The 1,127-nt window shown below is 64.2% G+C and carries 1 protein-coding gene; it reads left to right on the forward strand.

The annotated features are described in order from the left end of the window. A partial coding sequence (locus EOC06_RS37650) for a non-ribosomal peptide synthetase (RefSeq protein ID WP_164899012.1) occupies positions 1–1,127 on the forward strand: 1,127 nt, incomplete at both ends.

Consider the following 1,127-nt stretch of genomic DNA (forward strand, 5'->3'; position numbering starts at 1 on the left):
CGGCATTGCCGGCATCGGGCTCGCGGTCGGCTATCTCAACAGGCCTGACCTGACCGAACAGAAATTCATCGCCGATTTCGTCGGCCTGCCGAACAATCCGTCCAGGCGCATCTACCGCACGGGCGACCTTGGCCGCATCAACGACCAAAGCGAGATCGAGTATAACGGCCGCATCGACACCCAGGTGAAGATCCGCGGCTACCGCATCGAGCTCGGCGAGATCGAGGCGGTGCTGCTCGACCAGCCCGAAATCGCCCAGGCCGCCGTCACCACCTGGGAGATCGAGCCCGGCCGCGTCGAACTCGTCGCCTATTTCGCAGCGAAGGCCGGCCAGAAGGCGATCTCGCGCGCCGACCTCGCCAGGACGATGAAGCGGCGGCTGCCGGATTACATGGTGCCCTCCTATCTCGAGGAACTGCCTGTCATCCCGATGACGGTTTCCAACAAGGTGGATTTGCGCCAGCTGCCGAAGCCGACAAGCGTGCGGCTTTCGGGCGATCGCGCCATGGTCGCGCCCGCCAATGACGACGAGCGTTTCCTGGCCGACGCGCTGGCCGACGTATTGAAATTCGAAGAAGTGTCCGTCGAGGACAATTTCTTCGACGATCTCGGCGCCAACTCTCTGCTGATGGCGCATTTCTGCGCCCGCCTGCGCACCAGGAAGGAATGGGCGACGGCGTCGATGCGCGACATCTACCTCCACCCGACCGTGGCGCGGCTCGCGCTGCATCTCGGCGTAGCGGACGAGATGACTATGGCCACCAACGAGCCCGTCCTCACCCGCCGGGCCTCCAATCTCGCCTATTGGACCTGCGGGGCCGCACAGCTGATGTTCTACGGCCTCTACAGCTACGGCGCCCTGTGGGCGATCAATGGCGGCCTCAACTGGATGTATGACGCACTCGACGATCCGCTGCAGCTGTACATCAGGTGCGTGGCGCTTTCGGCCGCCGTGTTCTTCGGCATGTCGGGCTTTGCCGTCCTCGCCAAATGGGTGCTGGTCGGCCGCTGGAAGGCGGAGGCGTTTCCCATCTGGGGCGTGCGCTACTTCCGCTTCTGGGTGGTCAAGACATTGATCCGCACCGCGCCCGTCGTGCTGTTCCGCGGCAGCCCGCTCTACAGCATCT

This window comes from Mesorhizobium sp. M7A.F.Ca.MR.362.00.0.0, assembly GCF_004023175.1.
Taxonomy (GTDB): domain Bacteria; phylum Pseudomonadota; class Alphaproteobacteria; order Rhizobiales; family Rhizobiaceae; genus Mesorhizobium.